Here is a 25,821-nt window from a genome sequence, read left to right as displayed (position 1 = left end):
GACATCCGGCGTCGGTGGGCTACCGCGTGCGCCGGCAAGGAGTCCTCATGAGATCACGGTCCCCGCTGGCCAGATTCGGTGTCGGGGTGGTGGTGGCCACGACCGTCGTGTCGGTCCTGTCCGCCGCCCCGGCCGGCGCCAGTCCGACACCTCGACCCGCTGCGGCGCCCGCCACCGCGAAGGTCATTCACGAGCAGCACCACGACACTTCCCCTGCCCTGCGGTCGATGGCACCCAAGGCGACCGACGGCGGCTCGGACGAGAGCGAGGCAGTGGGGTCGTTGCCTCGCCCGCGCGCACGCGCCCAGGACCCGGTCGTGCAGAACACCGCGGGCACGCGCGCGGCGGCCGTCGGCACGAGTTTCGACGGGTTGGGCACCGGGTTCTCCGGGCCGGGCGGATCGTTCAGTCTCGGCGGGGTGCCGCCGGACCCGAACTCCGCGGTCGGCGCGAGCCAGGTCGTCGAGATCGTCAACACCGGGTTCGCGGTGTTCTCCAAGACCGGCACCACACAGTACGGCCCGGCGAACACCAACACGCTGTTCTCCGGGTTCGGCGGGTACTGCGAAAGCACCGACGACGGTGACGCCGTGGTTCGCTACGACACCCTCGCCGGCCGGTGGGTGATCACCCAGTTCGCGAACGTCAACTCGAGCTCCGGCCCCTACTACGAGTGCGTCGCGGTGTCGCAGACCTCCGACGCGACCGGCGCCTACAACCGCTATTCCTTCCAGTACAGCAACTTCCCCGACTACCCGAAGCTGTCGGTGTGGCCGGACGCCTACTACGTCACCTACAACATGTTCAACGGCGCCGGCACCACCTTCTTCGGCGCCGAAAGCTGCGCGATGGACCGGGCGAGCATGCTCGCCGGCACCACGGCCACTCAGCAGTGCTTTACCACCTCCAACGCCTACGGCGGCGTCCTCGCCGCCGACATCGACGGCACCACCGCACCCCCGTCCGGTGCGGACAACGTGCAGCTGGCGATGGGCACCACCAGCACCACGCTGGCCTACTGGCGATTCCACGTCGACTGGGCCAACACCGCCAACACCACCTTCACCGGCCCCAGCACACTGACCGTCGCCTCCTACACCCCGGCCTGCGGGAGCAGCGGCACCTGCGTGCCGCAGAAGGGCACCTCGCAGACACTGGATTCGTTGTCCGACCGGCTGATGTTCCGGCTGGCCTACCGCAACTTCGGCGATCACCAGTCACTGGTGACCAGCCAGTCGGTCACCGCCGGCTCCTCGGTCGGGGAACGCTGGTACGAATTCCGGCTGGGCAGCGGCGGCAACCCGACGGTGTACCAGCAGGGCACCTACGCCCCGGACTCCACCTACCGGTGGCTGGGCTCACTGGCGATGGACAAGGCGGGCAACATCGCCCTCGGCTACACCGCGTCCAGCTCCTCGATCAACCCGCAGATCCGGTTCACCGGGCGGCTGGCCGGCGACACCCTGGGCCAGATGACCCAGGCCGAGACGACCATCGTCGCGGGCACCGGGTCGCAGACCACCTACTCCCGCTGGGGCGACTACTCCTCGATGAGCATCGACCCCGTCGACGACTGCACGTTCTGGTACACCCACGAGTACCTGGCCACCACCGGCGCCCGGGTGTGGAAGACCCGCAACGCCTCGCTCACCCTGCCCGGCTGTGGCGGCACCCCGACCAACGACTTCTCGATCGCGGCCAGCCCGACCTCCGGCTCCGTCAACGCCGGTTCCTCGGCCACGGCCACCATCAGCACCGCGGTCACCGCGGGAGCGGCGGGCACCGTGTCGCTGTCGGCGACCGGTCTGCCGTCGGGCGCAGCGGCCTCGTTCAACCCGGCATCGGTGACCGCGGGCGGTAGCTCGACGCTGACGATCACGACGTCCAGCTCCACCCCAGCCGGCACCTACCCGATCACGATCACCGGTACCGAAGGCCCCGTCTCCCACGCCACCAGCTACGCCCTGACCGTGACCGGCGGCACCGGCGGCGGCATCACGAACGGCACCTTCGAAACCGGCTCGCTGACCGGATGGACGTCGGCAGGTCCCACCGCGGTCGTCAGCTCCGGCGCGCACGGCGGCACCTACGCCGCCCGAGTCGGCTCCACGTCACCCTCCGGTGACGCGTCGATCGCGCAGACCTTCACCGTGCCCAGCGGAGTGACGCAGCTGTCGTTCTGGTACTCGGTGACCTGCCCGGACACGGTCACCTATGACTGGGCGACCGCGGCGCTGAAGGACAACACCAGCGGCACCACGACCACCCCGCTGGCCAAGACCTGCACCAACGGCGCGGGCTGGAAGCAGATCACCGCCGCGGTCACCGCCGGGCACAGCTACACCCTCACCCTGGCCAGCCACGACGACAACTACACCGGCGACCCCACCTACACCCTCTACGACGACATCAAACTCGGCTGAGCCGAGATCATTCGGACACTGCAGAGCGGCGAGTCTCACCCTGAGGCTCGCCGCTCAGCTTTACCACGCAACGTAGTCAACGACGTACGAGAAGCCGCCCGACGAGCACCTTTCGACGGTGTCGTGTGCAGACCCGGCGTCCGGGCGAGTGCGGTCCGCCCTCCGTGGGACAGCCCCGACTTGTCGGCCTGGGGTTCCGGGTGCCGGTGGCGAGGGGCTGCCGCGGAGCCGGACGCTGGCGTCAAGGCCACTGCCGGGGCGCGGGGTGGAGGGTGATGTCGCGCCGGCCACCCGGGCGAGCTGGGCGACGATCGCGGCGCGCCGAGACCACACCTACCGAGCCAGCTTGAGACCCTACGTTGGGGCTGCTGCCGAACCGTTATCTGCCGGATCGGTGAGCGGCAGCGGCCTGAAAATCTGTGAACGTTCGTCCGGTCGGTCCACCGTTCGGGCCATTTACCGTAGTAGCACTCCCATGCTAGCCACCGAGGACTAGCGTGCGCCGGTCAGCCGCCGCTTCTACCCGTTCCGGCCCAATTTCTTCCAGAGCGGAAATTCGTGAAGCAAAGAACGTGCAAATGAGAATAAATCACCACTGCCTTCTTTTAGGAAAACCTTCGTTGACAGCGTGCGGCAGCACGAGAACGCTGGCGCAGCAGTACAACGAGATCGCAAGCGCCAAGGGGGTCCAAATTTCGAATCCAGGCGATCGAAGTAACGTCGAGCCGACGACACGGCGAAACCTGCACACCTTTGCGTAGTCGGCCGCCTGAAGCCTGGAAATCATGAACGATTTTCTGAGCGCGGTTGATTGTGCACGCGACCCACCAGAGCCACGTGCAGAAATCTCGCGCCCCGCGTTTCCCAGGAGGGCATGTGAAACTCAGACTGTGGCCGGTCGCCGTCGTGACCGGCTTGATCACGAGCGTTCTGGTCGTCCCCGTCAGCAGTGCCGCGCCGTCGGCACAGGCGAGCGGGACGGCGATCGCGGCCGGCGGGACCGGCGCCGCCGCGGCCCGGGCGGTTCAGGCTCGCGGGGTCGCAGGCCTGGTGGCCCCACCGGCCGGACCCGACCACGTCACGCTGGGCCAGAACGGCCGGCCGGTCAACGAGGGCCTGCCCGCGGCCGGGCCGCGGGTCGCCAAGCCCGCGCCCAGCGCCGCCCGGAAGGCCGCTGGCGGTCCGAACACGGTCGCGGCGCCGAGGCCGTTGACGCCGCCGGGCACGACCAACGCGAACTTCAACGGCATCGACCAGACCGCCGGCGGCGGCGCCCAGCCCTCGGACGTCAACGCCGCCTCGGGTGCCACGCAGATCGTCGAGACGGTCAACCGCCGGTTCACCGTCTACAACAAAACCGGTGGCCAGCAGTGCACCAACACCCTCGCCGGGTTCCTCGGCGCCACCGAGGACGTCTTCGACCCACGGGTGCAGTACGACAACGTCAACGACCGGTTCAGCATGGTCGTCACCCTGACCCCGACCTCGGGCACCGCGGCGCCAGCGCTGTACGTCGCGGCCAGCCAGACCGGCAACGCCTGCGGCGGCTGGTGGGTCTACCGGCTGACCTTCAACGGCAGCCTCTACCCGGCCGGCACCCTGCTCGACTACCCGCAGCTCGGCCAGGACCGGGTCGCGCTGCTGCTCTCGACGAACAACTTCCACCCCGGCTACATCAACTCCACAGCCTTCTCCATCTCGAAGGCGCAGGTGTACTCCGGCGCGTCGGTGAGCTTCCCGGCGTTCTCCGTCAGCTTCACCACCCAGCCGGCGACCGTCGGCGGCAACCCGATACCGGCCACGGCGAACAGCTACTTCCTCGCCTCCGTCGCGGGCACCGGCTACCGGCTCTACCGCATGACCAACTCCGCCGGTCCCGGCACGACGCTGACCCTGCAGGCCACCGTCAGCTCCACCTTCAGCGCACCCCCACGCCAGGTGAACCAGCCGGGCACGACCACGAAACTCGACCCGCTCGACGGCCGGATCGTGTGGTCGCCCTACCAGGTCGGCAACTTCATCTGGTTCACCCACGGCATCGCCATCGGCAGCTTCCCCGGCATCCGCTACGGCGCCATCCGGCTCAGCGACAACGCGCCGTTCGTCGCCCTCGCCTACCGCAGCGGCACCAGCGACGACTTCAACCCCTCCATCGGGGTCTCCGACGCCGGCGGAGGCGGCGCCAGCAACTACATCTGGCTCAACTGGGCCTACACCGACACCAACGCCAACGTCGCCACCTCGGTCACCGTCGACGGCGTCCTGCCCGGCGGCGGCGTACCGAACCTGATCGGCACCGGAACGGTCCTGGTCAACGGAGCAGCGACCTCGACCAACACCCGCTTCGGCGACTACTCCTCGGTGTCGGTGGAGAACACCTGCACCGCCGTGATCGCCCAGCAGTTCTTCAACACCGGCGGCAACTGGAACACCCGCATCGGCCGGCTCAGCTTCTGCTGACCGCGCTCTGTCACCCGATGGGACGCCTCCGCCCGGAGGCGTCCCATCCGTCTACCCTCTCGAACCGGTTGAGGAGGCTCGAGATGCGTTCCCCGTTGCTGCCGCTGGCCGTCCTGCTGCTCCTCGCCGGCTGCGGCACCAGTCCCCCCGGCGGCCGGCAGCCGGACGGTCAGGGCACCGGCACAGCCACGACCGGCACCGCCTCGGCCACCACCTCGTCCACACCCGGCAAACCCGGCTGCAGCCCGCAAAGCCTGGTCGCGACGGTCCGGCAGCAACCGGAGCCGCACTGCCTGCGCGTCGGTGACATTCTGACCATCACCACCGAGACGTCGCCACACCAGCCGTGGACGCTGCCCGCCAGCTCCGACGAATCAATCCTCCGCTGCGTCGCTCACCCCCTCGCCGACGGCGCGACAACCGCGACCTGCACCGCCCTGCGCCACGGCACAGCCGAGGTCACCACGACAACCGCCGCGTTCGCCGGCGACCCGCACGGACCACCGCAAAGCCAGTGGCAGCTCCGAGTCGAGGTCACCTGAATGCCGGGTGGGTCACCCGCAAGCCGCAGGTGACCCACCCGAGTGCGGTCAGCGGATGCCGACGGTGGTGGTGTAGGTGTCCTGGTCGTTGGCGATCGACGCGTTTGGTGCGCCGGCCTGGCAGGTGCTCGGCGGGGTGCCGGGTGTGCCGGTGCCGGGGCAGAGGAACAGGTCCGGCGGGCGGGTGTCCGACCAGACCGGGTACGCGGCGCGGGCGGTGACGGCGATCCCGGCGTAGTCACCGTAGAAAGTGCCGTTGAACTGCGTCGGCGGCGGCATGCTGCTCGACGTCGCCCGCGTGTGGGTGAACCCGGCCGACACCGTGATGTCGGAGAACCCGGTGGTCTCGTCGGCGCCGTATTGGCGGTCGTAGTAGCTGACCGCGAAGGTGCCGTCCGGGCTGAACGCGGCGCCCTGCCAGAACTGGTCGGTCCGGGCCTGACCCGACGCATTCGTGATCACCGGCAGCTGCCGGACATCGGTGGTGCCGCCGGCGAACGACGCGCCGCCGTTCGTCGAGGTCGACAGGACGATGTCGTTGTTGCACGGGCCGTTCTTCACGCCTGTGTAGGTGTTGATGCCGGTGGCGGGGTTGAACCCGGTCGGCGTGCAGCCGTTGGCCTCGTTGGAGTTGGGGCTGATGTACGAGCCGTAGGTGACGAGGATCCGACGCGGGTTGCGCGGGTCGACGCCGCCGATCGGGTAGTTGCTCGCGCGGAACACCGAGTTCGCCGACGGGCCCTTCTCCGGGATGCAGGCGCGGCCGGGGTCCTGGCCGTTCTGGTAGGTCGCGCAGTCGGGCAGCTCGTGGTAGTTGCCGACCAGCACCGGCGCGGAGAACGTCTGGCCGCCGTCGGCCGAGCGGGCCAGCAGGACCTGGTTGTGGTTGTCCGCCGCGTTCGCGACGGCGTTGTTGAAGTTGTTGAACACCACGTACAGCGCGCCGTCCGGGCCGACGAACGGCTGCGAGTCCTGGTTCTGGTTGCACCTCCCCCGCGGCGTCGGGAAGCCGAGCGGGTTGGCACACAACGCAGTGTCGGCGCTGACTAGCACCGGCGCGGAGAACGTTTCGCCGTAGTCGGCGGAGTAGGCCTCGTAGATGTAGCCGGTGCCGTCGTCGGCGAAGGTCGTCCACGACACGTAAACGCGGTCGCGGAACGGGCTGCGCGGGTTGTTGTCCACGGTCAGCAGCTGCTTGTCCAGCAAGAAGTTCCCGGCGCCGGCGGTGTCGTCGTGGGTGGCGACGGGACGGCCGGTGAAGTTCCAGGACGCGCCGTTGGTTCCCGTCGACCGGAACACCAGGAACGCGCTCGACTGGTCGGGGTTGGCCGACACCGCGCTGCCGCGGTTGAAGACCTGGCACGACAGGTAAGCATTTCCCCGGGAGTCCCAGGCCACCGAGGTGTCGCCGCCGGACTGCCAGTACTCCCGGGGAGCGCCACCGAAGTCGGTGCCGCGGCTGAAGCCGTTCGGCGTGGTCGCGTCGGCCCACGTCCGGGCGCCGTCGACGGAATAGCTGACGCCGCAGGTGCCGTCGCCACGGCGGTAGTCGTTGTAGGTCGCGATGACGTGGTCGGGGTTGTTCGGGTCGGCGGCGGCCCAAGTCTCATTCTGGGCCTGGGCGCGGCCCTGCAGGTCCGGGTCGGTGAGGTTCAGGCAGTTCTGGTTGACCTTGACGTTCGCGCCGAAGCGGTTGGCGCACGACCCGGCGGCCGAGGGCGTGGCCCGGTTGGGGGCCAGGGCTCTGGTGACGTTCGCCGGGTCTTCGCCGTTGAGGACCGTGGACAGCAGCCCGGAGACGTGGCGCTGCTGCACGGGGTTGAGCTGGTGGTAGCCGAACGGTTGCGCGGTGGCCGGGGCCACGGCGAACACGCCGAGCGCGGCCGTACTCAGAATTGTCACACTAATCGCGGAAATGGTGCGGGGACGCGACACAGGCGTACTCCCTTTTGCTTGACCGGGTGTCCGGTGCGCGGCCAGCCACACGGAAACCTCCCCCGTGCCTTGGCCACCGATCGGATCGTCGCCGGACCGCGTCGATCCGTTACCGAGTTGTCGACTGTCCACCCGGGACGAGGTAAGCGGACGGCCAACTCGTCGCCCGTTCAGCCGCCGCCGAATGTTCTGGACCGTTCGAGTGCCCAGCGTCGTTGAAATATTTGCCACGCGTCAGCAATTGCGTGAATTCGCCCATAATTGTCCATTCGGGACAGTTGATCAGCGGGGTCCTCCACATGGCGGATTTACCGCGGCGCATTCGAGTGGCTGGATCGACAACCGTCATGGCCCGCAGTGGCGACCCCGCTGCCCGCCTCACCTCGAGGTCAGAAGGTGAACGCGTCATGCCGCTATCCCGAAAACTCGTCACCGCCACCCTGCTGCCGGCCGTCGTGGTCGGCGGGCTGCTGGTGTCCGCGACGTCCGCGTCCGCGAACGTCGCCGTGACCCAGGTCAGCTCCGACCCGTTCACCGACGCCCAGGCCCAGCACAGAACCGAGGTCGAACCCGACACGTTCGCGTTCGGGTCGACCATCGTCTCGGCCTTCCAGGTCGGCCGCGTCTCCGGCGGCGGCTCCTCCGACATCGGCTTCGCCACCTCCACCGACGGCGGCGCCACCTGGACGTCGGGCTTCCTGCCGGGCACCACCGCCAACACCGGCGGATCCTGCGGTCAGATCAGCGACGCCGCCGTCGCCTTCGACGCCAAGCACAACGTCTGGCTGATTTCCTCCCTCGGCGTCAACTGTCCCAGCGGCACCCCGGTGTTCACCAGCCGCTCCACCGACGGCGGCAAGACCTTCGGCAACCCCATCACCACCGCCACCGGCTCACTGGACAAGAACTGGATCGTCTGCGACAACACCACGACCAGCCCGTTCTTCGGCAACTGCTACACCGAATACGACATCACCAGCTCCGGCGACGCGATCCGCATGAAGACCTCCAGCGACGGCGGCCTCACCTGGGGCCCGGCCCGCGCCACCGGCGACAGCGCCACCGGCCTCGGCGGCCAGCCCATCGTCCGACCCAACGGGACCGTCCTCGTCCCCTACCTCTCGCTCAACGACCAGATCCGCTCGTTCCGCTCCATCGACGGCGGCGCCAGCTGGCGATCCACCGTCCTCGTCTCGAGCATCAGCCACCACGACGCCGCCGGCGGCCTGCGCGAAGAAGCGTTGCCCAGCGCCGAAATCGACAGCGCCGGCACCGCCTACGTCGCCTGGTCCGACTGCCGATTCCGCTCCGGCTGCCCAAGCAACGACATCGTGCTGAGCAAGTCCACCAGCGAAACCACCTGGGGAGCCCCGACCCGGGTACCGATCGACGCCACCACCAGCACGGTCGACCACTTCGTCCCCGGCCTCGGCGTCGATCCCTCGACCTCCGGCACCGGCGCCCGGATCGGCCTGACCTACTACTTCTACCCCACCGCCAACTGCACCGCCGCCACCTGCCAGCTCGACGTCGGCTTCATCTCCTCGGCCAACGGCGGCACCAGCTGGAGCACCGCCACCCAGGTCGCCGGCCCGATGAATCTGTCCTGGATCCCGAACACCTCCCAGGGCCGCATGTTCGGCGACTACATCTCCACCTCCGTCCGAGTCGGCGGCAACGCCTTCCCGGTCGTCCCGATCGCCTCGGCCCCGAGCGGCTCGACGTTCAACCTGGGCATGTTCGCCCCGACCGGCGGCCTGCCGATCACCGGCGGCGCCCGCCGCACCGCCGAAGCTCCCGTAGCACCGGCCGGCACTTCACAATCCGCGCTGACCGCTTTCTGACCGCAGCCCGCTGAGCCTGCGCCCACGTCATGGAACCGACGTGGGCGCAGGCTCTGGCATGCGGCCGCGCCACGATGATCAGCTGACGGGCGTAACAGGCCGACTTTCGACAACGGCACTGGAGGTGCCGTATCCGTTGACGGCCCGGATGCCGTAGGTGCTCCTCGTGGAGCTCGGGGCCTTGTCGAGATAGGTCTTGTCGGTCGGGGCGGCGCGGCCGATGGATGTCCAGTCGACGACGCCGGCCGCTCGGCGCAGAATCTCGTAGTACGCGACGTCCTCGCCGGTGGACGGCCACTGGAGGCGCACAGTGCCCGACTCGGCGGTGGCCTCGAGCTGGGCAGGGGCGACGGGGGCCACGTGCGCGGCTGCGGACGGATCGATCCCGGTCGTGGTCGGTGTGGCCGCAGCGGATGTCGTCGGCGACGCCGGTCGCGACTGGCCCGGGTCCGGTGAGGCGCCCGACGCACACGCCGTCGCCGCCAGCGCCACGGTCGCGACGATCGCGAAGGTTCGGATCATGGTCGTACCTTGCCTTCAGGTCGTGGCGGGGTGCGTGCAACACCCCGCCACGACCGGGTCGGCTACTTGAACTTGAAGTTCGCGTAGTGCGAGGTGCCATCGTCCAGCATCAGGGTGAAGCGCTGGCACGTGCCGGCCCACGACTTGGCGGTCTTCCAGACGTAGGTGTACTGGCCGGTCACCGGGTCGTAGGTCAGGGCCGACTGGCCCGGGTTCACGGTCTGCTCGATGTCATCCAGAGGCTGGCTGCTGTCGCAGCTGACCTGCTGGCTCGACGGCGAACCGGCCGCGAGGATGTTCAGGCCCTTGTCACCGCCGAGGCTGAACTTCACCGGGATCGCGCTGCCTGCCTTCGCGACATTCACCGTCGGCGGGTTGTCCACCGGCGCGAAGAACCCCGTGAAGGTGTAGCCGACCGGCGGGATCTTGCTGGCCTCCGCCACGGTCAGGGTCTCGTCATCGGTCACGGTCGGCAGGGTCGGGGTGGCGCCGGCGAGGCCGATCGCGCCGCCCTTGAGCTTCAAGGCCGCCCAGTCGTCCTGACCGACGAGGTTCCCACGGCTGCCGTCGTTGTTCACGTCGAAGGCCACACCGGTCTCGGTGGAGTTGCCGTTGCAGTTCCAGTCGATGGCTCCGCCGGCGTTGTTGACCACGACGTAGGCGTTGGCGGCCGGGCACCAGTGGCGGGTGCCGTATCCGGGCGCGCCGATACCGGCGGGCTCGGACAGGCTGTTCTCGTTCAAGGTCGCCAGCGCCGAGCGGGAGTAGTCGAACGTCCCCGCGACGCCGTTCTTGATGACGCCACCGAGCTGGAAGCCGTAGCTCATGATGCTGAGGTAGTTCGGCTTGTAGTTGGTGTCGTCACCGCCACCGTGGCGCAGGCCGAGGTTGTGACCCAGCTCGTGCATCAGGGTGCCGGCCTGCTCGTTGTCGGTGCCGACGCCGTTGGTGAACGATCCCAGGCTGACGATCAGGTCGCTGGCGCCGATGCCGCGGGAGATTCCCGAGGACGTGGTGCTGTCGTAGTTGTGACCCGAGACGACGTAGTGGAAGATCGGCGTCCGCCCGGTCGGAGTGAAGTTCGCGTCCTTGAGGGTCTGGAACGCACTCCAGTCGTAACCGCCCGCGCCGGAGGTGCCGAGGTTGGACACGTGGGTCAGCTGGTGGGCCCGGCTGAGCGAGCCCCAGGTCGCACCGGTCGCGGGATTCATGACGCTCGACGGTCCCTCGTCGACGTGCAGATTGATCCCGGTCAACCCGGTCGGGCTGTGGTACGGCGAGGCTGCGAACGCGTCCACCACCTTCTTGATCGCCGCCGCCGTCAGCGCGTGCGAATGCGACGCATCGGCCATCCAGTCGACCTGAAGGAAGACGTCCGGCTTGTTCTTGTCCGCACCCATCGCGGGCAGATCGATGAACTGCGGGGCGGCCGGGCCGGCACCGTCCGGATCGATCGTGATGCCCTTTTCTTCCCATTCGTCGAGCAGGCCATCGCCGTCGCTGTCCACGCCACCACCGGTGGCGCAGGAACCCGGCGGAATCTCGAACGCGACCGCGCGGCGGGGCTCGTAAGCTTCCATCGACCACATGACGGTCTTCGGCGAGAAGGTCACGCTGTCGCACTCGAGGTCTTCGTCACGGACGCCATTCGCGCCCGTCCCGAAGTCGAAGACCAGGGCATGGGTGTCCCGCTGGACGACCCAGATGTGGTTGCAGCCGTCCGAGCCCTCGAACAGCAGCTGGCCGCCGATCGCGACACCGCTGTTGTAACAGCCGCTGCCCGACCACGGGAAACTGCCGAGGGAGCCGCCGACGGTCGTGTAGTGGTACACGGAGGTCGAAGTGTCCGGGCTGACGAACAAGCTGTCGTCCTGAGCGTCGTAGGCCAGGCCATCGTCGAGTTCGTCGAACGCCGCCGCGCCGGCGTTGAACACCACACCACCACTGCCGGTCGCCGGGTCGATCAACCGGACGTCGCCCGAGGTTCCGGCACCACCCCAGCCCGCCCACAGCTTCTTCCGCTTGCCGTCCCAGGCCAGCGCGCCGAGTCCACCCGCGACGGTATAGGAGGAGATCACCGCACCGGTCAGCGGATTCGCCTTGAACAGGTCCGGGCTGCTGGCGTAGCAGCTATACCAGAGGTTCGTGCCGTCGAAGGCGATCCCCACCCCGATGCCGCTGCCGCACGACTGGCCGAAGTTCGTCTGCTGCACGAGGTCCCCGTTGGCTGCCGAAGCCTGCGGGGAACCGGCGACGGAACCCAGAATCAGTGCCACGGTCGCGGCGAGGGTCGCCACGATCCGTTTCCGGCTCGCTCTTCGGAACATTCCCGACTCCTCATGTCCGTAGATGTGAACACCATTCACCGAATCACGTGCCTTGCGGACCAGTGATCAATCCACACGGGGACAGAGGGCACTCTTCATCGACCGGCTTGTAGTCGCGTTACGAATGAGGAAAGTTACAACGTCAGCCCCGATCGGGTCATCGCCATTATTTCCGGATAGGCGAACGGTATGTTATCTGCCGTCGCACACAATTATCAGGCAATGTTGCCTTCCAGTTGTCGCCGCGACAACATGATGATTGAACATTCATGAATCAAAGAAACGCCATCGATCTGCGCTGGCTCTCGCTCTGATCACGTCCCCTCCTGGGCGGTTGCGCTCGTGACCTGACCATGGTGATGTGCTGATCAAGCGAGTGACCGGAGCCGAGATGTCAATGCGAAGCCGCCAAGGTGCACGGCCGGTGCACGGCGGTGGTCCGGTGAAGCCGGCGGATCCGGCACCCAGGCTCTCGCCGTGGCGGTTCGTAGTCTCCTTCGGCGCGGTCAGCCTGCTGATGGACTTCGTGTACGAGGGCGCCCGCTCGATCACCGGCCCACTGCTGGCCGGGCTCGGTGCCTCCGCCACCGTCGTCGGCGTGGTCACCGGCACCGGTGAAGCCGCGGCACTCGGCCTGCGGCTGGTGTCCGGGCCGCTGGCCGACCGCACCCGCCGCTTCTGGGCCCTCACGATCAGCGGATACACCCTGACCGCGATCAGCGTGCCCCTGCTCGGCCTCACCGCCACCCTCTGGGTCGCCTGCGCCCTCGTCATCGCCGAACGCGTCGGCAAGGCCGTGCGCTCCCCGGCTAAGGACACCCTGCTCTCCCACGCCACCGCCGTCACCGGCCGCGGCCGCGGATTCGCCGTCCACGAGGCGATGGACCAGGTCGGCGCCCTGATCGGACCACTGACGGTCGCCGGAATCCTCGTCGCGACCAGCGGCTATGGCGTGGCCCTGGGCGTGCTCGCCCTGCCCGGCGTGGCAGCGCTCGCCCTGCTGCTGTGGCTTCGCGCCCGCGTACCGGACCCAGCAGCGTACGAAACCGCCGTCGCATCCACCGAGCCACGCCCCACCACGGACGAGCCGGCACGTCTCCCGCGCGCGTTCTGGGTCTACGCGGGCTTCACCGCAACCACGATGGCCGGATTCGCCACTTTCGGGGTCCTGTCCTTCCACCTCGTCGAGCGCCACCTCCTCTCCCCCGTCCTCGTACCGGTGCTCTACGCCGCAGCCATGGCCGCCGACGCGCTCGCCGCCCTCGCCACCGGCTGGTGCTACGACCGCATCGGCCCCCGCACGCTCGTCGTCCTGCCGCTGCTGGCCGCGGCGGTCCCGGTGGTGGCGTTCACCGACACGGTCTGGCTGGTGATCCTCGGCTCGCTGCTGTGGGGCGCCGCGGTCGGTGTTCAGGAATCCACTCTCCGCGCCGTCGTTGCCGACCTCGTCCCCACCCCACGCCGAGCCACCGCCTACGGCGTCTTCGCCGGCGTCCTCGGCATCGCCACCCTGGGCGGCAGCGCCCTCACCGGCGTCCTCTACGAACACTCGATCCACACACTGATCATCGCCGTCATTGCCATCCAGGGCGCCGCGCTGGTGCTCCTCGCCATAGTCCGGCTCCGACGCCGATAGCGGGCCGTGGTCGCCCCGCCAGGCCGATATGCATGCATTTGCTGGGCGCAGCTGGCGCTGCCGCAATCTGCGGTGGACACTTCGACGGTGGACAAGGCTGCCGTTCACGAGGAGATGGAGCGGACGCGCAGGAGCTTCCACGAGCTGCTCGACGCGGCGAGTGAGAGCGACCTTCGGCGCGCCAGCTCCGGCACGCGGTGGAACAACCGTCAGCTGCTGTTCCACATGCTGCTCGGCTACCTGATCATCCGCGCGCTGCTGCGGCTGGTCCGGACGTTCGACCACTTGCCCGACGGAGCGAGCCGCGGGTACGCCCGATTGCTCAACGCGGGCACCGTGCCGTTCGACGCCGTCAACTTCGCCGGCTCATGGCTCGGCGGGACGCTCATGCCGCGCTCCTGGATGCTGACGCTGTTCGACCGGACGATTGCGGCGCTGCACCATCGGCTGGACGGCGAGAGCGAAACCGAACTCGCCCGCGGCATGCACTACCCGACCCGATGGGACCCGTTCTTCCAGGACTACATGACCTTGGCCGACGTGTACCGGTTCCCGACCCAGCACTTCGACTTCCACCGCGCCCAGCTGACCATGCCCCTCGACTAGGGAGGTGTCAGCCTGAATTGGCCGACCTCAGCAACTTGATCACGGAGATCACGACGATCCAGACCCCGACGATGGTCGCCGCGACGACCGCAGCGAACTCGAGCCCTCCGAGGACCCGCGCGTCCGACGTGAGCAGGCTGGGGAACCTCGCCCACCAGTAGAAGGCGAGAACGAGCAGAACCGCCAGGATACGGCCTAGCAACGCAGGTCTCGATGCCCCGTTCGCATCGCTCGAAGCGATGTCCGACCTGGCGGCTTGCTGGAACTTCTTCGCGCTCGCCTCGAAGGCCGTGTTCGCGCCGCCCTGAATCTTCCACGCCTCATAGGACTCGACGACCGTGCCGTACAGGTCACTCGTCGTCTTGACCCCGACGATTTCGATATGGGCCAGAGCTTCCAGCATCTTGTCGCGCAGCTTCCGATGGTCTTCCGTCGTATCACAGCGAGGAATCCGCGCCAAGCAGGCGAAGCCACGCGCGTAGGCGTCGCGCATGAGTTCTTGGCTTTTCGCGCGTCTAGCTTGGTAAGAGGTAACAATCGGCGCCACCATGGTGCCGGTGAAGCCGACGCCCGCGCCGATGAGCGCCGCGATCGCTGCATCCATCGTCGCTCCCCTCCGTCACCAGGCTGGTGACAGTTAGTCGCAGATCAAGTTGCCGGTGTTTCACGCAGCTATGGAGATCCACTCGAAAGTGCGGCATCCGCACAGCCGGTGGACGCCGATCGATTCCGACATTAGTTGCTATGCCATGGTTCCGGCATTCTCTATTGTGGATCGATGCGTGTCGATGGAGTCGCGCACTGTGTCCGTTTCGTCTTCTGGGGGAAGGTCCTTATGGACGATTTCACCGGTCTGTCACGCAGAGGTTTCGTCCAAGGTGCCGTGATCAGCGGCGCCTCCCTGTTCGTCCATCCAACCCTCGCCGCCGCGGATCCTGCGGTCGCCGCAGTTCCGGACGCCCGGAACGGGGCCCCGGCCGGCGGGGAGCTGAGCTTCACCACGGACTCGGCCGCGCTGCACCCCGACACCGTCGTCTCGACGGCCTGCCAGTTCTGCAACTCGAACTGCCGCCTCAAGGTCGGTATCCGGGCCGGGCGGGTCATCAGCGTCTCCGGCGATCCGGACGATCCGGTTCAGGCCGGGAACTTCTGCGTGAAGGCGTCGATGATGCCGGAGCTGGCCTACAGCCCGCTGCGGCTGACCACGCCCCTGCGCCGCGTGTCCGGCGCCAAGGGCTCGAAGGACTCGAGATTCGAACCGATCTCCTGGGCCGCCGCCCTCGACCTCATCGCCGACCGGCTCCTGCAGCTGCGCGACAGCGGGCAGGTGAAATCGATCGCCAACCGCACCACCGGCCGGCTCCCCCGCGGCACCGGCTCGCTGGTCGCGCGCCTTTTCGCGCTGCTGGGGAGCCCGAACAACACCGACGTCGGGCCGGTATGCAACGACGCCGGCGGCAACGCGCTCGCCGCGACGTTCGGGCTCGGGAACTTCACCAACGGCTACGGCGTCGACGGTGCCACCGGCCGGGAGGACCTCGGCGCGGCGAAGTACTTCCTGTTCCTGGGCACCAACCAGGCCGAGACCCACCCGGTCACCTTCGACTACCTGCTCAGGTCCAGAAAGAAGACCCACGCGAAGCTCGTTGTCGTCGACCCGCGCCGGACGCCGACCGGGGCCGCCGCCGACACCTGGGTGGCGCCGAAGCCGCACACCGATTTCGCGCTCGTGCTCGGCATGCTCCAGCACATTATCGCCCGCAACCTCCACGACAAGGCGTTCGTCCAGCGCTGGGTGCTCGGGTTCGCCGAACTACGCGATCATGTCAAGGATTACACCCCGGATTGGGCCGCCGGCGTCACCGGCGTGCCGGCCGCGACGATCCGGCAGCTCGCCGAGGACTACGCCACGACCAAGCCCGCCGCGATCTTCTGCAACGCCGGCATCTCCCACCAGCTCGGCGCCTTCGACACCTACCGCGCCCTGACCTTCCTGGCCGCGGTGACCGGCAACATCGGCGTTCCCGGCGGCGGCTGCAACTTCATGCACAACACCTGGCCCGGCGACCTGCGCCTGCCCGAGCTCACGGTCGCCACGCGACCGCTGGACCAGGCGCTGCCGGTCGGGCCGGACTACTTCGCCGAGTCCATCCTCACCGGCCGTCCGTACCCGCTGAAGGCCGTCATCACCGAGGGCAACCCGCTCATCTCGTCAGCGAACACCAACAAGGTCCGCGAGGCGTTCAAGAAGCTGGACTTCTACGTCTACACCGGCCTGTTCATGGAGGAAGCCGCCTACTACGCCGACGTCATCCTGCCGGTCACCAGCGGCCTCGAGCTGGACGGCGTCTACATGCGACGCGACGACCGCGCGATCCGCTGGCAGCACGCCGCCGTACCCCGGGTCGGGCAGTCCAAGCCGGACTGGGAGATCTGGATCGACCTCGCCCACGCCTTCGCCCGCCGCGACCGCAAGAAGCCCGCGAGCTACTGGACCGACGCCTTCCCGCCGAGCTGGAAGGACTACTCCCAGCTCTGGGCGGAGTTCGTGAAGCACACCCCGGCCATGGGCGGGATGACGCAGCAGCGGATGGACGCCCGCGCCGAGCCGTTGCGCTGGCCGTGCCCGAGCCCGTCGCACCCCGGCGTGAGCACGCTCTACCTCGACCACCCGTCCTGGTACGAGGCGACGGCCGCGCTCGGCGCACCGGGCAAGCGGTTCCTCACCCCGAGCGGGAACGTCGAGATCTTCACCCCCGAGCTGGACCGCAAGCTCGCCGCGGCCGGCCACCGGGCCCTGCCGGTCTTCTACACCCACCCCGAGGTCACCGGCGCGAACCCGACGATCGCCTACGAGCCCGGGTTCGTCACCAACCCGGTCAACCCGCAGGCGGTGACGCACAAGGTGCGCCTCGGCGTCCCGGGCTCGGACGCGGTGCACCGGGACTTCCCGCTGATGGGCATGACCGGACGGCCGAGCGTCGTCCACTTCGCGAGCGTGACACACTGGACGCCGACCGGCGAGCAGCTCAACGGGATCCGCCTGGTCCAGGTGCACCCCGACACCGCACGCCGGTTCGGGATCGGCGACCGCGACACCGTGGTCGTGGAGAGCCCGCGCGGGAAAGTGACCGGGACGGCGTTGTTCTGGCCGGCGATCCGGCCGGACACGATCTTCGTGCCCAACACCTTCGGCCCGGCCCAGCAGGTCGGGGACCAGTTCGGCGACCCGCGCTACGAGGCCGCCAACGGGCTGGTCGACGACGCGTTCTACGACAACCTATCCGGCCAGCAGGCGTACAAGTGCTTCGCCTGCCGGATCAGCAAGGCCTGAACACTCAGAGCTGGGAGGCGCGGCGCCGTTCGAGCAGGACGGTGTCGCGCCACCGGCCGTCCAGCTCGCCGATGCGCTCGCGGATCCCGACGGTGCGGAACCCGGCGCCGTGGTGCAGAGCGACGCTGTTGCGGTTCTCCGGGAAGATCGACGTCTGCAACGTCCACAGCTCGCCCTCGTCGGCCGCGGCCACCAGGTGGTGCATGAGGGCCTTGCCGACGCCGCGGCCGCGGAACTTCTCCCCCACATACACCGACGTCTCCGCCACCCCGGCGTAGCAGTCGCGAGTGGACACCGCCGCCACGGCGGCCCAGCCGGCGATCTGCCCGTCGACCTCGGCGATCCAGCGGTGCCCGCGCAGCCACTTGGCCTCCAGCTCCGCGCGCGGCGGGACCTCGGTTTCGAAGGTCGCGTCGCCGGTCGCGATGCCTTCGGCGTAGATGCGGCGCACGGCCGGCCAGTCCTTCGCGCGCAGCGGCCGGACGGTGACGTCCGGGGCGAGGTCGCCGGGCTCGGTGGGCTTGGGCGCCAGCAGGCCCATGACGACGTCGGCGGCGTGCGGGAGGCTCACCGCGCAGGAGGCGTTGACCGAGACGAGGGTGGCGGTGCCGACCTTCCGCAGCCGGACGAAGCCGACGTCGGCGAGCTTGCGGACGTGGTGGGAGCAGTTGGACTGGCTGATCGCCATCTGCTCGGTGATTTCGCCAATGGTGACGGCCTTGCCCGCGGCCGCGACGGCGTGCAGGATCCGCACGCGCGTGGTGTCGGCGAGGCACGCGAACCATTCGGCGTAGGTCGCGGCGTCTTCGACGGGCAGCAGCGCGGCGTCGGGCGCGGTGGTCGTCATGTCCCGATTGTGCCTCACCCGAGTGAGGGATCGACGGCGGTCGATGGTTCAGCTGCTGTGCAGCTCGACGAGCTCCTCGGCGTCGGCCAGGTCGGCGACCACCTGGGTGTGGTCGTCGCCGACGGCGATGACGTGTCCGTAGCGAGCGAGGTAGGCGCGCGGCGGGAGGGCGAGCTTGGTGCCAGGGCCGGCGGTGCCGAGAGCCTCGTGGACAGTGGGCCCGAACCGCTCGGGGTGCACCTCGGTGGCGGCGACCTCGCAGTCGTGGGCCGGGTATAGAAACCGGATCGCGGCGGTCCGGCGCAGCGCGCGACGAGGGCTCGGCGGGCGGCCGACGGCGACTTGACCAGCAGCGACGACCGGATCGGCACCACCGGCGAGGATGCCCAGCCGCGGGATGAAGTCGCCGCCGAGGCGGGCGTTGATCTCGACCAGGCGCGGCCCGCGCGGAGTCAGCTTGAACTCGGTGTGGGTGGCGCCGTGGGTGAAGCCGATGCCCTTGTGGACCTGGTCGAGCTGGTCGAGCAGCGCGGCGTCGTCGAACAGCGGGTCGTCCGCGTCGACGACGTGGCCGGTTTCCTCGAAGAACGGCTCGAAGCCGGTCTGCTTGCGGGCGATCACCAGGGGGTGGCAGACGCCGTGGTCGACGGCGGCGTCGACGCTGATCTCCGGTCCGGTGAGCAGCTCTTCGACCAGCACGTCCGCCTCGTAGCGCGGGACGCCGGGCCAGGACGCGCCGGCGGCCGCGGTGAACGCCTCGGCGACCTGCTCGGCGGTGTCGGCGCGCAGGACGCCGAGGCTGCCGGCCAGGCCGCGGGCCTTGACCACCACCGGGTAGCCGATGTCCTCGGCCGCGGCGACGGCGTCCTCGGCGGAGGCGACCGGCCGGGACGCGGGCTGCGGCACCCCAGCCTCGGCGAGCGCGGTGCGGGTCGCCGCCTTGTCCCGGCAGGCCTGGACGGCGTCGGGCGGGCTTCCCGGGAGTCCGGCGTCCTGCGCGAAGGCGGCGACGGCGGTGACCAGGGATTCGTCGTAGGTGAGCACGCCGTCGGGCCGGAACTCCAGGTCGCGCAACGCCGCGGTCAGAGCGTCCGGGGAGCGGGTGTCGACGACGGTGACGCCCTCGACGTGGGCGGTCTGCCAGGTCGGTTCGACCGCGTCGAGCAGCCACAGCCGGAAGTGCGGCCGCAGCGCGGCGAGGAGGTATTCGCGGTAGCGGCGGTCCCCGCTGCCGACGAGCAACAGCGCCGGGTGGTCGGTCACGACGTCCTTTCCAGCGGAAGCGGCTCGAGCTCGCCCCGGGTCGCCAGCAGGCCGAGGACGGCGTTGGCGGCGGTGGGCAGGCCGACTTCGCAGCTGTGGTTGATCGCGTAGAGGATGCTGGTCCCGGCTCGGCGGCGGGTGACGAACCGGACCTGGGACAAGATCTTCAGGTGGTGGGAGACCGTGGGCTGGGAGATGCCGAGGTGGTCCACGATCGCGCCGACGGGAACCGGGTCACGTTGCTGGGCCAGGAAGTGCACGATCATGACCCGGTTCGCGTCCGACAGCGCGTGGAACCAGCGGGCGTAGGACTCGGCGGTCTCCCGCTCCAGCTTGTGCTCGCTCACCCCACCAGGTTAGCGAGCCAAGATGAACACCAGAGCCGCGACGACCCCCGCGACGGGCGGGGTGACCAGCCAAGCGATCAGGAAGTTCCGGACCGTCCCGCCGGAGATCCGGCTGAGGTTCGGGCCGGCGGATCCGGCGATCGCCCCGGTGGAAACGTGCGTGGTCGACATCGGCAACCCGGCCCCGGCGCCGACTCCGACGAGGGCGGCGGTGGTGAGGTTGGCGAGGAAGCCTTCGCGGTGGTTCATCTTGACCACGCCCTCGCCGAGCTTCTCCGCGACCCGCATCCCGCCCAGCAGCGATCCGGCGGCCATCGCGGCGGTCACCAGGACCATGATGTGCCAAGGCTTCATCCCGGCCGGCACCAGGGCGAACGCGCCGATGGCGACGATCTTCGGGGTGTCGTTGAGGCCGCGAGCGAAGCCGGTGGCGCCGCTGGTGAACCAGTGCGCCGCGGTCATGATCCGAGACGAGGTCTTCTCCGGCGTCACCACGGGGGCTGTCTGCACGGCGACGTCCCCGCTGCCGGAGGACGTGACCGGCGGGGTGGCCGCGGACCGGCGCTTGTTCGCAGCACCGGTGGCGACGGCGAGGATCAGCGTGATGGCGTAGGCGACGACGATACTGACCAGCAGCGGGGTGACCAGCTTGCTGCCGACGGCGCTCCACGAGACACCGCCGGTACTCATCAGCAACCCGGCACCGACCATGCCGCCGATGAGGGCGTGAGTGGTCGAAACCGGGAGCCGCAGGACGGTGGCCAGCCCGACCCAGAACGCGGCGCCGGCGAGCACGGCGACGGCGAACGCGTCGGTGGTGGCACCGGTGATGATGCCCTTGGAGAACAGGGCGGTCATCTTCGACGCGAGGCCGAGGGAGAAGACGCAGCCGATCAGCGTGGTGATCGTGCCCCAGATGATCGCCGTCTTGTACTTGGTGACCCCGGCCCCGGCCAGCGTGGCGACGCCCTTGGGCACGTCGTTGCTGCCGTTGACCGCGGCCAGCGCGGCGACGAGGACGAACACGATTATCGCGGTGATGGACATGCAGGTACTCCCCTCAGTGGTCGGAAACCTCGGTGTTCAGCAGCAGCCGCTGTCGGGCCCGCAGTCGTCAGCGCCCGGCTTGCGGGCGCGGATGATCGCGGAGTGCATGCCGTCGGCGGCGTCCTGGGTGAACACGACCTCGGCATCGGTCAGGCCGACTTCGGCCAGCAGCGAGAGGTATTCGGCCTTGGAGAGGGCGCCGGCGATGCACTGGCTGACGCCGCCGCGCTCGGCCCGGTCGGCGGGCGTGAGGTGGTCCTCGGCGACGACGTCGGTGATCCCGAGCCGGCCGCCGGGTGCGAGCACGCGCGCCATCTCGCCGAACACCGCGGGCTTGTCCAGGGACAGGTTGATCACGCAGTTGGAGATGATGACGTCGACGGTGGCGGCGGGGAGCGGGATCTGCTCGATGGTGCCCTTGAGCAGGATGACGTTGTCGACCTCGGCGTCCTCGATGTTCTGCCGGGCGACGGCGAGCATCTCCTCGAGGAAGTCCAGGCCGAAGACCTGCCCGTCCGGGCCGACGCGGCGCGCGGACAGGATCAGGTCCAGCCCGGCACCGGAGCCGAGGTCCAGGACGGTCTCGCCGTCGCGCAGCTCGGCCACGGCGGTCGGGTTGCCGCAGCCGAGGCTGGCCAGCAACGCGGCATCGGAGGCTTCGTCGGGGCCGATGTCGCCGTAGGCGCCGGGTCCGAACCGCGTCGGGTCCGGCGCGCAGCAGCTCGTCGCTTCTGCGGCCTCGGCGGCCTTTTCGCGGTAGTAGTCCTGGATTTCGGCGGTGGTGGTGTCGGTCATGGTCGTCTTTCGGGGGTCAGGCGCCGGTGGCGGCGAGCCGGTGGACCGGGGTGGGGTAGCCGGGTTTGAACGACACCGGCGCGGTGGCCGCGGACCGGGCCCCGGTGGCGGCGTTCGCCGTGGCCACGGCGTCGCGGACGGCCGCGTCGAGGTCGGCCGGCTCGCAGGCGACGCGGGCGTTGACGATCACCCGGGCCGTCGTGGCCGGCTTCTCGGCGGCCCGGTCGACCGTCGGCTCCGCGCCGGCCGCGGTCAGACTCAGCTTGGCGAAGTCGCCGTCGCTTGCCTCGACGGTGAGCTTCGCGTGCCCGACGACGGCGCCCGCGCAGTCCGCCCAGCTGCCCAGGGTCGCGAGCACCTGCCGGCCCCACGCGGTGAGGTCGAGCGGCGCCTCCGAGGTCAGCTGCACGTCCTGGTTCATCCAGGCCAGCTGGGCTTCGGCGGCGGCGTAGCGGTCGTAGTCGACCTGCAGGTCGACCGCCTGGTTGCCGGACGGGCCGTCCCACGCCTTCACCAGCTCGTCGACGCGGTCACCGGATTTGGCGCTGTAGCCGACGACCGCCGCGTTCGGGTAGTCCGCGGTCAGCCGCCCCATCAGCTCGGAGGCGCGGTCCGGCGCGATCGTGTCGAGCTTGTTCACGGCGATGACGTCGGCCTCGGTCAGCTGCTGCCGGAACAGGTACGACAGGTCCGACTCCGGTTCGCCACGCTGGGCAGCGCGGTCGAAAGCCAGGTACCGCAACGGGTCGATGACTGTCGTGAGTGGACTGACGACCATGCTGTCGCCGTAGTAGGCGCGCAGCGGCCGGACAACGGTGGCCTGCAGGTCGGTGCACGAGCCGACGGCCTCGGCGATCACCGTGTCGACCGGAGTGTCGCCGGCGCCGTCGACGAGGGCGCGAATGGTGTCGACGAGGTCTTCGAAGCGGCAGCAGAAGCAGCCACCGGTGACTTCGGCGACGGAGTCGAGCTTGCTGCGCACCAACGCGGTGTCGACGAGCTCGACGCCCTGGTCGTTGGTGATCACCGCGACGCGGCGGCCCTGCTCCTGCAGCGCCTGCGCGGTGGCGATCATCGTGGTGGTCTTGCCGGCCCCGAGGAACCCGGTCAGCGGCACGAAGGTGATCACGAACGTTCCTCCAGTGGTTTCAGCCGTCGGAGCAGCAGGCGCCGGAGCCGCCGGAAATGACGGGCAGCGGAGTGCGGGTGGCGGCAGGAGCATCGCCGAACGCGACGCGGCGGCTGGCACCGAAGGCGTCCATCCACTTCGCGACCTGCGGGCGCAGCTCCGGATCGGAGACGACCATCGCGGTGGTCACCGGCCGCGGGGAGCAGCCGCGCAGCGCCTTCGCCTGGTGCGCGCCCGCGCCGAACTCGACGGTGCGCAGTCCTTCGGCGTAGGCGTCGCGGACCGGCGCGTCGAGGACAAGGGCGAAGTAGATGCCGCTGCGCTCGCCGATGGCGGCGTAGTCGAAGCCCGCCCACTTCGGGAACAGCCGGTGGTGCTTGCGGATCACGACGCAAGTGGCGACCAGGGCGCCGTCCTTCGTCCCGAGGTAGGCGCGCACGTCCGCGCGAGCGTCCAGCAGGGCGGTCAGGACGTCGACGATGTGCGCGGGTTCCTCGCCGGCGCCGTTCTTCTCCCGGTTGAGGCAAGTCAGCTCGGCGATGCGGGTGACGTAGGGGCGGATGGCTTCGCCGTCGACGCGCTCGACCTTCACTCCGGCCGCTTCGGCGCGGCGGACGTCGCTCTTGATCCGCTGGCGCTTCTTCAGCGGCAGAGCGGCCAGGTGCCCGTCCCAGGAGTCGGCGTCGAGGCGCAGGTAGTCCTCGTAGCCCCAGAAGGTGCTGTGCCCACCGACCTGCTGCAGCGCGGTGACGATTGCGTCGTTGCCGCTGCGGCCGGAGATCCACGGCGCGACGACGCACTTGATGCCCTGCTCGAACGCCGCCGGCACCAGCTCGGAGACCATCTGCGCCATCAGGCTGGGCGTCCAGAAGTTGTAGGCCACTTCGGTCCGGTAGCCCAGCGGGGAGCCGAGCAGCAGCGCGGGGAAGAACGGCTCGGTGCCCAGCGCGTCGACCTCGTCGCTGATGCAGGCGTCGGTCTGGGCGCCGCAGCAGACTTCCTCGCCGGTCGGCGCCTGCCACCCGAGGTAGGTGCGCGGCTCGTGGTCGACGACCGGCGGCGTCGTCATCACGTACCCGGGCAGCAGGGCCAGCTCGCCCCGGGCGCGGGTCGCGATCGTGTGCCACGGCTGTAGGTCGGTCAGCGCCTTCTCGCTCGCCCCGAGCCACGTCGGGCCGAGGTAGGGGAAGACGTCGGTGAGGTCGGCCAGCTCACCTTCCCAGTCCAGGTCCGGCAGTCCCTGACCCGTGCTCACCACGACGCGCGGTGCTCCACCCATTGCTTCCTGTCCCTCCCGATCCGGTTCCGGCCTGGCTCAGCACTTCACGCAGCAGCGGACCTTGCCGACGTCTTCGGCGTCGGCGCGGCGTTCGATCCACAGGTCCTCGACGCGGCGGTCCGGGTGGGTCCATTCGACCCACAGGCCGCGGTCGACGGTGGCGATGTCTTCCATCCAGGGTGAGGACAGCAGCGGTGAGCCCTTGAACAGCAGCAGGCGGGTCTGCAGGGCGGTGGGGTCAGTGACCTTCGCGAGCCCGGTGTCGACGAGGAAGTCCTCGAAGGTGAGAAGTTCCTCGTACTCGATCCATGGGGTGAAGGGGATGAAGGTCGGGTACAGCACGAACCCGATCCGCTCGGCCTCGGCGATCGCGGCGCGCATGTGGTCGACGTCGATGTGCTTGTCGAAGATCCGCAGGATCCGGTTCGACGGGAACTCCAGCGCCGAGGTGACCTTCACCAGCCCGAGCGACACCAGTTCGGTGAGTTCCTTCTGGTAGCTGAGGATGTGGTCGACGCGGGTGGTGAACTCGAAGGTGATCGGCCCGATCTCGTCGACCAGGCGGCGGACGACGCCGGCGCCGATGGTGCGGGAGTTGAAGAACTCGGCGTCGATGAAGCAGAAGTGCCGCACGCCTTCCTCGGCGAGTTGCAGGCAGTCAGCCAGGACGGTGTCGGCGTTGTACGCGGCGACTCCGCCGTCGTAGGCGCCGTACACCGAGCAGTAGGTGCACTTGTGGTGGCAGCCGCGGGTGACCTCGACGTTGCCCATCAGCCCATATTGTGAATGGTGCGCCGGATAGTGCACTAAGGACGGGAACAAATCACGAGCAGGAGCCGGAACGGTGATGCGCCGGTGCGGCGGTTTCGGCCGCATTCCCTGCGCGGTCATCGATGCCGGCACGGTGGCGACTTCACGTTCGCCGCGGGCGACCTCGGCTAGCTCGGTCGCGACGAGCTCCGGCTCTTCCATCACGATCGCGTCGACTGTTTCGAGGAACCGGCGGTGGTTCATCTGGGCGTACTGCCCGAACGCGACCAGCTTGGCCCCACCGAAGGATTCCCGCAGGCGGGCAGCGAGATTGAGGCCACGCTCGACGCCCTCGAACTGCTGTACCGACAGCAGGACCAGGTCGAACTCGCCGTCCGGTACTGCGTCGGGGTTCTTGTGGGCGTCCCAGCCCACGACGTCGGCGTCCTGGGCTCGCATCGCGGCGCCGGCGCACGCGGAGGTCAGCGGCTGAAGCTCGGCTTCGAAGGCGGACGCGACGAGTACACGCGCAGCGGGCATGCTTCCCCCACAATTGAATCGGACAAAAAGGATTTGGTTCCCCCAGCGGAACCGGCCCGGCGGCGGGCCTCTCCTCGTACGAGGGATCACGATTGCATGCTTCAGCGATACATGTCAATGGATCGATAAACGCAGGTAGATCACGGTTTTCAGGGTTGCAATTCATCCTTTCGGACGTTGTGATCACGCCCGCAC

The 25,821-nt window shown here is 69.1% G+C and carries 19 protein-coding genes; 7 read left to right on the top strand and 12 right to left on the bottom strand.

Annotation, left to right across the window (positions count from 1 at the left end):
* Positions 1 to 47: 47 nt before the first annotated feature.
* The 3 genes from HUT10_RS48030 to HUT10_RS48020 all read left to right on the top strand — a co-directional run bounded on the left by HUT10_RS48030 (position 48) and on the right by HUT10_RS48020 (position 5,425).
* Positions 48 to 2,423: a hypothetical protein gene (locus tag HUT10_RS48030; RefSeq protein ID WP_176177304.1), complete on the top strand. Its 2,376-nt coding sequence runs from the start codon at positions 48 to 50 to the stop codon at positions 2,421 to 2,423.
* 876 nt (positions 2,424 to 3,299) lie between these two features.
* Positions 3,300 to 4,883 carry a hypothetical protein gene (locus tag HUT10_RS48025; protein WP_176177303.1) on the top strand — a complete coding sequence of 528 codons (1,584 nt, stop codon included), beginning with the start codon at positions 3,300 to 3,302 and terminating at the stop codon, positions 4,881 to 4,883.
* Positions 4,884 to 4,966: 83 nt separating this feature from the next.
* Positions 4,967 to 5,425 (top strand): hypothetical protein, encoded by a 459-nt coding sequence (locus HUT10_RS48020; protein ID WP_176177302.1) that lies wholly within the window; start codon positions 4,967 to 4,969, stop codon positions 5,423 to 5,425.
* Between the two features lie 48 nt (positions 5,426 to 5,473).
* Here the strand turns inward: HUT10_RS48020 and HUT10_RS48015 are convergent, their stop codons facing one another.
* Positions 5,474 to 7,327 carry a sialidase family protein gene (locus HUT10_RS48015; protein WP_254897372.1) on the bottom strand — a complete coding sequence of 618 codons (1,854 nt, stop codon included), beginning with the start codon at positions 7,325 to 7,327 and terminating at the stop codon, positions 5,474 to 5,476.
* Positions 7,328 to 7,767: 440 nt separating this feature from the next.
* Here HUT10_RS48015 and HUT10_RS48010 point away from each other — a divergent pair, with 440 nt between their 5' ends.
* Positions 7,768 to 9,204 (top strand): sialidase family protein, encoded by a 1,437-nt coding sequence (locus tag HUT10_RS48010; protein WP_176177300.1) that lies wholly within the window; start codon positions 7,768 to 7,770, stop codon positions 9,202 to 9,204.
* Between the two features lie 78 nt (positions 9,205 to 9,282).
* Here the strand turns inward: HUT10_RS48010 and HUT10_RS48005 are convergent, their stop codons facing one another.
* Together HUT10_RS48005 and HUT10_RS48000 are read right to left on the bottom strand one after the other, a co-directional pair.
* Complete coding sequence (locus tag HUT10_RS48005; protein ID WP_176177299.1) at positions 9,283 to 9,726, bottom strand: hypothetical protein; 444 nt, start codon at positions 9,724 to 9,726, stop codon at positions 9,283 to 9,285.
* Positions 9,727 to 9,788: 62 nt separating this feature from the next.
* Complete coding sequence (locus HUT10_RS48000; RefSeq protein WP_176177298.1) at positions 9,789 to 12,053, bottom strand: PxKF domain-containing protein; 2,265 nt, start codon at positions 12,051 to 12,053, stop codon at positions 9,789 to 9,791.
* Positions 12,054 to 12,495: 442 nt separating this feature from the next.
* On the opposite strand from HUT10_RS48000, the gene HUT10_RS47995 reads away from it, so the two are divergent.
* The gene (locus HUT10_RS47995) at positions 12,496 to 13,689 is read left to right on the top strand and encodes an MFS transporter (protein WP_217709721.1); all 1,194 of its coding nucleotides are present in this window, start codon (positions 12,496 to 12,498) and stop codon (positions 13,687 to 13,689) included.
* Between the two features lie 87 nt (positions 13,690 to 13,776).
* Positions 13,777 to 14,295 carry a DinB family protein gene (locus tag HUT10_RS47990; protein WP_176177297.1) on the top strand — a complete coding sequence of 173 codons (519 nt, stop codon included), beginning with the start codon at positions 13,777 to 13,779 and terminating at the stop codon, positions 14,293 to 14,295.
* Positions 14,296 to 14,302: 7 nt separating this feature from the next.
* Here HUT10_RS47990 and HUT10_RS47985 read toward each other — a convergent pair whose 3' ends face one another.
* The gene (locus HUT10_RS47985; RefSeq protein WP_176177296.1) at positions 14,303 to 14,899 is read right to left on the bottom strand and encodes a hypothetical protein; all 597 of its coding nucleotides are present in this window, start codon (positions 14,897 to 14,899) and stop codon (positions 14,303 to 14,305) included.
* Positions 14,900 to 15,178: 279 nt separating this feature from the next.
* Here HUT10_RS47985 and HUT10_RS47980 point away from each other — a divergent pair, with 279 nt between their 5' ends.
* Complete coding sequence (locus tag HUT10_RS47980; protein WP_254897371.1) at positions 15,179 to 17,629, top strand: molybdopterin-dependent oxidoreductase; 2,451 nt, start codon at positions 15,179 to 15,181, stop codon at positions 17,627 to 17,629.
* A gap of 4 nt (positions 17,630 to 17,633) precedes the next feature.
* On the opposite strand, the gene HUT10_RS47975 is transcribed toward HUT10_RS47980, so the two are convergent.
* Genes HUT10_RS47975 through HUT10_RS47940 form a run of 8 tightly spaced genes read right to left on the bottom strand, consistent with a single transcriptional unit; the run spans position 17,634 to position 25,626 of the window.
* The gene (locus tag HUT10_RS47975; RefSeq protein ID WP_176177294.1) at positions 17,634 to 18,476 is read right to left on the bottom strand and encodes a metalloregulator ArsR/SmtB family transcription factor; all 843 of its coding nucleotides are present in this window, start codon (positions 18,474 to 18,476) and stop codon (positions 17,634 to 17,636) included.
* Positions 18,477 to 18,524: 48 nt separating this feature from the next.
* Positions 18,525 to 19,739 (bottom strand): ATP-grasp domain-containing protein, encoded by a 1,215-nt coding sequence (locus HUT10_RS47970; RefSeq protein ID WP_176177293.1) that lies wholly within the window; start codon positions 19,737 to 19,739, stop codon positions 18,525 to 18,527.
* Positions 19,736 to 20,086, bottom strand: a complete 351-nt coding sequence (locus HUT10_RS47965; RefSeq protein WP_176177292.1) for a helix-turn-helix transcriptional regulator — start codon at positions 20,084 to 20,086, stop codon at positions 19,736 to 19,738. The genes HUT10_RS47970 and HUT10_RS47965 overlap by 4 nt, the downstream gene beginning before the upstream one ends.
* Before the next feature lie 9 nt (positions 20,087 to 20,095).
* On the bottom strand, positions 20,096 to 21,133 hold the full coding sequence (locus tag HUT10_RS47960; protein ID WP_176177291.1) for an inorganic phosphate transporter: 1,038 nt from the start codon (positions 21,131 to 21,133) through the stop codon (positions 20,096 to 20,098).
* 36 nt (positions 21,134 to 21,169) lie between these two features.
* Positions 21,170 to 21,928 carry a methyltransferase domain-containing protein gene (locus tag HUT10_RS47955; protein ID WP_176177290.1) on the bottom strand — a complete coding sequence of 253 codons (759 nt, stop codon included), beginning with the start codon at positions 21,926 to 21,928 and terminating at the stop codon, positions 21,170 to 21,172.
* Positions 21,929 to 21,944: 16 nt separating this feature from the next.
* A complete protein-coding gene (locus HUT10_RS47950; RefSeq protein WP_217709720.1) occupies positions 21,945 to 23,057 on the bottom strand; it encodes a GTP-binding protein in 1,113 nt (370 codons plus the stop codon).
* A gap of 19 nt (positions 23,058 to 23,076) precedes the next feature.
* Positions 23,077 to 24,336 (bottom strand): GNAT family N-acetyltransferase, encoded by a 1,260-nt coding sequence (locus tag HUT10_RS47945; RefSeq protein WP_176177288.1) that lies wholly within the window; start codon positions 24,334 to 24,336, stop codon positions 23,077 to 23,079.
* A 36-nt stretch (positions 24,337 to 24,372) separates the two neighbouring features.
* Positions 24,373 to 25,626 carry an RCCLKC-tail radical SAM protein gene (locus tag HUT10_RS47940; protein ID WP_176177287.1) on the bottom strand — a complete coding sequence of 418 codons (1,254 nt, stop codon included), beginning with the start codon at positions 25,624 to 25,626 and terminating at the stop codon, positions 24,373 to 24,375.
* Positions 25,627 to 25,821 lie beyond the last annotated feature (195 nt).

Source organism: Amycolatopsis sp. Hca4 (assembly GCF_013364075.1).
Taxonomy (GTDB): Bacteria; Actinomycetota; Actinomycetes; order Mycobacteriales; family Pseudonocardiaceae; genus Amycolatopsis.
This window is presented reverse-complemented; position numbering and strand designations above follow the sequence as displayed.